This is a genomic window from Helicobacter trogontum (assembly GCF_000765905.2).
Taxonomy (GTDB): Bacteria; Campylobacterota; Campylobacteria; order Campylobacterales; family Helicobacteraceae; genus Helicobacter_A; species Helicobacter_A trogontum.
In genome coordinates, this window is the sequence record NZ_JRPL02000103.1 from 1 (window position 1) to 621 (window position 621).

The following is a 621-nucleotide window of genomic DNA, read 5'->3' on the forward strand; positions in this document are numbered from 1 at the left end:
ATTTAAACCCAAGAAATCTTTTCAGCTGTTCTGTGATAACTAATAATCCATCTGAATAACTAGCTTTTATCCCAAAGCGTTGTAACTTTTTGATAAATCTCTGTGTTATAGTCTGCAAATCCAAACTATGAATATATTGTTCTATTTTCTTTTCTCTAATTTCTTTATTATCACTTGAAAGATTAGCTAAATCTATATCAATTACACCAAAAGCATCTATGCTTAAGTCTCTAGCACCAGGAGCATTATAGGTATAGATTTCTTGGATGATTCCATAATCTCTCTTAGCATAGTTTGCAAAAGAGAGTGCAAAGAGTTGTGTTAAGCAACCACCAAGAGAGTGTCCTGTGATAGTGAGTTTAGTATTAGAATCTATAGGAGGTATGAAGTTCTCTAAAGTAGCCTCTTTAGTAGTATCTTTGAAAAGAGATTTTGTTATATAGGCTTTATGTTTAGATGTTGTGCTTCTTTGATAGAGTTTTTTCCATAGTTTGTATTCTATAGAGCTTTTATTGTTAGGCATAGAATCTCTTTCTACATAAAAAGGAATATTTCCTATACATTGATTATAAAACAAAAGCATATCAAGATGTTGTTTTTTAGGGAGATTTCTTAATGTGA

General features: G+C 30.6%; 1 protein-coding gene. It reads right to left on the reverse strand.

Annotated elements, in window-relative coordinates; translation table 11 throughout:
* The coding region (locus LS81_RS11070; protein WP_419664468.1) for a lipase family protein at positions 1 to 583 on the reverse strand (583 nt) is incomplete at its 3' end.
* Positions 584 to 621: the final 38 nt, after the last annotated feature.